Source organism: Planctomycetia bacterium (assembly GCA_034440135.1).
Classification (GTDB): domain Bacteria; phylum Planctomycetota; class Planctomycetia; order Pirellulales; family JALHLM01; genus JALHLM01.
This window is the reverse complement of record JAWXBP010000395.1, coordinates 1-5,512: the sequence shown is the minus strand read 5'-3', so window position 1 is coordinate 5,512 and position 5,512 is coordinate 1. Positions and strand designations below refer to the sequence as shown.

Sequence of the window (5,512 nt, the reverse complement as noted above, 5' to 3'; positions counted from 1 at the left end):
GCTCACGGTGACGGACAGCGCCATGCAGGACGGTGTGGCGAACCAGGCGTTGACGATCACCAACGCGGTCCCGACCGCCACGATCGTCGGCGCGCCGACCAACAGCAGCGTCGGCACGCAGATCAGCATGACCAGCACGGTCACCGATCCGGGCGCCCTCGACACGACGTTCACTTACGCCTGGACGGTGGAGCGCAACTCTGTCCAAGTCGCCAGCGGCACAAGCTCGACGATCGCATTTACGCCTGCACTCGAAGGCACGTATGACGTGACCTTCACGGCGACGGACGACGATACCGGCGCCGACAACGATCAGAAGTCGATCGTCGTGGCTTACACCGCCACGCAGGATCACGTCGTGCGGTTGTACGACGACTTGCTCGGACGCGTGCCGGATCTCGCGGGCTTGCAATACTGGACCGCGATCCTGAACGGCGGAGCCAGTCGCGGCGACATGGCCCGCGCGATCATGGCCTCGTCCGAATACCGCAATTTGCGGATCGACGCGCTGTATCAACAGTACCTGGGACGCAGCGCTGAATCCGGGGCGTTGATCTACTGGATTAACTACTTCCACAACGGCGGCACGGAACTCGACTTTAAAAACGGGTTGTTGGGATCCGCCGAATATCAGTCCCTTCACGCCAGCGACACACTGTTCGTCCAGGCCCTGTACACCGACATCCTGGGCCGCTCGGCGGACAATGGCGGCGAGAACTTCTGGGTGCAGGCGTTGCCGACTTCGGGACACGCGGGCGTCGCTAGCGCCTTGCTCCGCTCGCCGGAATCGTACCGTCGGTTGATCAACGACGCCTACCAGACGTTCCTCGGACGTCCGGTGGACAATGACGGCGCGGACTTCTGGTTAGGCCAACTGTCGAGCGGCGCCATCACCTTCACCGACCTGTTCGCGAAGATCGCGGACTCGACGGAGTACGGGAATTTGTAAGCGACGCCATAAATGAGCCCGGCTCACACTAGCCCGTAGCGCCAGCGAGGGAAAGCGGACATCGCGTACAGAAAAGGAAGAAGCTCTCCGTTGCGCCGCCTGGGCAACTGAGAGCTTCTTCTCGTTTGGCAGGCAACGTCAACTCTCCCTCGCTGGCGCTACGGGCTAGTGTCGGTCTTCTGGCCCTCCGCTGGCTCTGGCACCAGTTTGCGGACCCGCACCGGGCGGCTGTCGGCTTCAGCCAGAATCACGGCTCGTGAGAGCTCGAAGCGCTCGGTTTCCAGGATGTCGAGTTGGCATTGGAGCGCCGCCAGTGTCCGTGAACGGTGGCAAGCCCCGGCGTCACGTTGCCACGAGTTCGTCGAACAAGCTATCCCACCAATCAACATCGCCGAGCAAGAACCAAGTGCTAGCGCCGGTTGCTGGAAACGTCGACGACGGCGACTCGGTCGCGGGGTGAAGCAGCGAAATCAAATCGTCCCTTTCGCTTTCGTTTTCGTCAAAGTAGACGAGCAACGCGGCCCGCATGGCCGCTTCTCCGATAGGCGGCTGCTGGCTGCCGTTGCTCAGGCCTGCCAACATGGTCAGCGACGCAGTCCATGAACTGAAATTGAGTCCGAAGTTGTTGCGGACGTAGTTCAGATCCTCAATGTTGACAACGCCGTCGGCGTTCGAGTCACCGTGGACAAACTGCGCGCTCGTCATGCCAAAGTTGTTGCGCACCGCATTGAGATCGCCCACGCCAATCGTATTGTCGCGATCCGCGTCCCCCGGCAAGAACGTTAGACGAAAATCGAAGTCGCCCCCCGCGGCGTCGTCTCCCGACGGGAATCGTTGTGACGATTCGGTCAGGTTCGACGGATTCTGCCAATTGCCGTCCAGCAGTCTGGCCGTGCCCTGCGCATTCGTCACGTTGTCCTCGACGCGAAGCACCACGCGGTCCTGCATGATGAACGCGGTGCTGGGATTGGCGTCGTCGTCGAAGCGCACGGTCGCCCGCGTCAACGCCGGGTCGTACTCGAAACTGGCAACGGGATAAGGCGTCCCGGCGCCACGATTGGGAATCAGCTTCACGTGCGCGGCATTGATGTTCACGTCGACGCTGAACGTGATGCGAAATGTGTCGGCGGCCCCGATCGGCACGGTGCGCAGCTGTTCGCCACTGCCGGCAGGGACGGTGTAGAACCCGTCGAGCAGGCCCTCGGGATGGGAACTAAAGACTCCTACTTCGCGGACCTGCGGAAGCACTTGGAATTCCTTTGAGAACTCCGACGTGTCCCCAGCATGCGAGATGACAAATGCAACCATGGAATCGCCGACCGCAAGTGTGCTGCCGGAGAGCGTCATGTTAAAACCGGCGTCTCCCTGGGCGTCAAGGACCGAGCTTGCAACTCCTTGACGCACATAGCCGTCGCCGCTCTTCTTGAAAAGCACAAACTTATAGCTCAAGGCAGCGTCGGCGGGGTTTCCGTCGTAAATGAGGTTGGCTCGTTTAATTCCATTCGCCGAAAACATCGTCAATCGCATGGGAGAATTGAGCAACCCGTTCGGACCAGAGTCGATGTCGTTTGAGTCGTTCGGACTTGTACCATTGTCCGCAAGATCAATCGGAATTCCGCCGATCCCTCGGAATTGGTTGAACTCATCAACAGTGATATTAGACCCAGCGGCAGCGTTGACTGCGATGCCGTCAAGGCCGCAATACTCAAGGTCATTGTTGTAGATGTTGACGTTCGTGACTTTCTCTCGCAGATTGATGCAATGGCCGCTGGTTCCAGGTGACGGCACATTGACACCCATCGGAGCTACGCCGATATGGTTGCCGGCGATGGAGTGATCGCCAAAATCCGCAGTCAAGAATCCGAAGTAGAAGTTGATGCCATCGCCCGTGTTTGCGTAGACGTAGTTGTCTTCGATTGTGACGGAAGCGTCGGCCCCCATCGCTCCGGCCGAAGGCGTGATGAAAATTGGCGAAAAGGAGTTGTTGTGAAGCCAATTGTTGTCGATGACAACGCCTCCGCTTTGAACTCGACCGACGCGGATCGCAGAAGCGAAGCATTGCGAAAACCCGAAATGTCAAGATTGGTGATCCTTGTCTCCGAAAGCCATGCGAGCGATGTCGTCTCGATCAAGAAAAGCGGGTGTTGGTATGCCGCAGTGGCGGTGATTCGCGCCCTTGCCCCACCAGGAAGCGCGCTTCGAATCTCGGTAGGTCCAAGAATCGCGGGCAGACTGCCGCCACTCACCTGTAAGTCTTGCACTTCGACTAGGATATCGTCAACTGAAGTAGCATTGTTCGCTTGAATGATCGCCCAAGGAAGCGAATTGGGTTGAGCAGGATTCATGCTCGTATTCGTTACATGAAAATTCGTGAGCAAGACACGATCTTCCAGCCGCTCCATCGCAAGCCGCCGCGGTTTCACAAGCGAGTTGAGAGGTAAGTGCGCGCCGAGTCTCTGCAGTGCGCGGGAGTTTTTCATGGTTCTGGTCCTGGTCGCGATTTGGGCGGTGATCAGCAATGAAAGCTGCTACGATATCACCGAGACTCGAACATCGTCAAGCTTGTGACGCATGTCGCGAGATGAACTTAGTTGCACGACAAGCGATACCAAAGTGGAGACCGCGTACCTGAATCGAACCAAAAATGGCATTGTCATAGAGATGGCGTCCAGCGTAAGCTACTGCCATTTGAATTGCCATGCGAGCCAGCCTATGTCGATGTTGAATGCAATCCGTACGCTAGCCCTGGTCGGCATGTCTTGCGTAACTTGCCCATTGGCTGCCGCTGAGTTTCGCGGACTGGGCGACTTGCCAGGCGGTGGTTTCGCCAGCATGGCGAATGGCGTTACCGCAGACGGAAATACGATCGTCGGCTTGGCCACGGTCGAAGCGAATCAAATCGGCTTTATTTGGCGCGATGAGGCGGGGATGTTGCCGGTCACGGTTGCCTATCATCTCTCTACAGCCGCCATTGCTGTGAGCGACGACGGATCACGCATCACCGGCGACTTTTTCGATCTCGATGATGTGCCCAGGGAGCGCATCCGGCTACCTTTTCGCTGGAAACTGGGCGACGATTTCCTGGAAGGGCTCGGCGGTCTCGCGGAAGTCACGCCCGACGACTCGGCGTTCGCCAGCGACATCTCCGCGAACGGTTCAGTTGTCGTCGGTATGACAACGTCCGAACATGGCGAGGAGGGTTTCATCTGGACCGCCGGCGTCGGCATGCGGGGAATCGGTGATCTTCCTGGCGGATCGTTCTTTAGCGAAGCCAACGCCGTGTCAGCGGATGGCACGCGCGTCGTGGGGCGCTCCACGGGCGAGCGCGGCGAAGAAGCGTTTATTTGGGATGCGGATCATGGCATGGTCGGCTTGGGATTCCTCAATGACAACGAGCGCTGGAGCCGCGCGATGGCGATGTCGCCCAATGCGCGGTTCGTTGTTGGTCAAGCGGCCTCGGCAGCGGGCACGGTGGCGTTTCTTTGGACTTTAGAGGACGGAATGCGAGAGATCGGCGACTTGCCCGCAGGAATCGGTCTCAGCGTGGCCGACGCCGTTTCCGCCGATGGTAGCGTAGTCGTCGGCGCGGGGCATGACGACGCCGGGCAGCAGGCAATCTTCTGGAGCGAGTCGACCGGCTTGATTGCGCTAAAAGACTTGCTCGCACAGCAGGGCTTGGGAGACCAACTCGCCGGATGGCGGCTGACTTATGCGCATGACATTTCCGACGACGGTCGCGTGATCGTCGGCGAAGGTTGGAATCCGCAAGGCGAATACGAGGCCTGGCGCGCCGTCGTCAATCCGGTCCCAGAGCCGTCCACGCTGGCGCTCGGCAGCCTCACCATGTTGGCGCTAACTTGGATTCGACAGCGTCGTATTCGTACCCTCGTTGGCGCCGCGGATTAGTTTGAACGTCGCCGCAACTCATCGCGGCATTGCGTGAAGAACGCGTGGTAGTCCGCGCGGCGATAGTCAGGGAAGGTCCAGTCGCGCGGTTGCCAGGCGCCGTGCGAATAGTGGAGCGTCACTTCCGCGAAGATGCCGCGATCTAAGTAGATGCGGTGCGCGTGATCCTTCGTTGAAGCCAGGACCAACTTGGCGTTCGTCAGATAACCAGGATCCAGATTGAGCGGCCGCGCCTCCGGGTGTCGTCCGAGGGCCGCGTACTCTTCCTCCAAAGCGTTGGTCAGCAGCTTGATCTCGACCAGCCGTTCCGGCGCGATCAATCCGTTGAACGCCCAAAACGTCTTCTTGATCTCCGCGCCCATCGTCGGTTCATAGTAGTCGGTCTCGCGGAAATCGAACCGGTCGCTCGCGAGTGCGGTTGTCCCCCAAGTTTCCGTGGCTCGCTGCTGCGCCCAATCGAGCGCCGCGCTATGCCGGCTGAAGGCGGCGACGATCAACATCACCGGCGATGTGGGGCGAATGTCTCCCATAGGGTTCTTCGAATCATCTCGCGACGGTTAAGCCCAGGGAAGGCTGCATGTGACGATGATGAAATCAACGATCATGACAGCCTTCCCTGGGCTTATCGACGTTTGATCTTGTTCGGCGTCCGTTAGC

General features: G+C 59.2%; 4 protein-coding genes. 2 read left to right on the top strand and 2 right to left on the bottom strand.

What is annotated here, in order from left to right; genetic code table 11:
• Positions 1-949: DUF4214 domain-containing protein (locus tag SGJ19_23415; protein MDZ4783206.1), on the top strand; the 949-nt coding region annotated here is incomplete at its 5' end.
• Between the two features lie 342 nt (positions 950-1,291).
• On the opposite strand, the gene SGJ19_23410 is transcribed toward SGJ19_23415, so the two are convergent.
• Entirely contained in the window at positions 1,292-2,890 is a 1,599-nt protein-coding gene (locus tag SGJ19_23410; GenBank protein MDZ4783205.1) for a hypothetical protein, read from the bottom strand.
• Positions 2,891-3,703: 813 nt separating this feature from the next.
• Between SGJ19_23410 and SGJ19_23405 the strand changes: the two genes are divergently transcribed.
• Positions 3,704-4,855 carry a PEP-CTERM sorting domain-containing protein gene (locus SGJ19_23405; GenBank protein ID MDZ4783204.1) on the top strand — a complete coding sequence of 384 codons (1,152 nt, stop codon included), beginning with the start codon at positions 3,704-3,706 and terminating at the stop codon, positions 4,853-4,855.
• On the opposite strand, the gene SGJ19_23400 is transcribed toward SGJ19_23405, so the two are convergent.
• A complete protein-coding gene (locus SGJ19_23400) occupies positions 4,852-5,385 on the bottom strand; it encodes a DUF4416 family protein (protein MDZ4783203.1) in 534 nt (177 codons plus the stop codon). The two genes, SGJ19_23405 and SGJ19_23400, sit on opposite strands and share 4 nt — an antisense overlap.
• Positions 5,386-5,512: the final 127 nt, after the last annotated feature.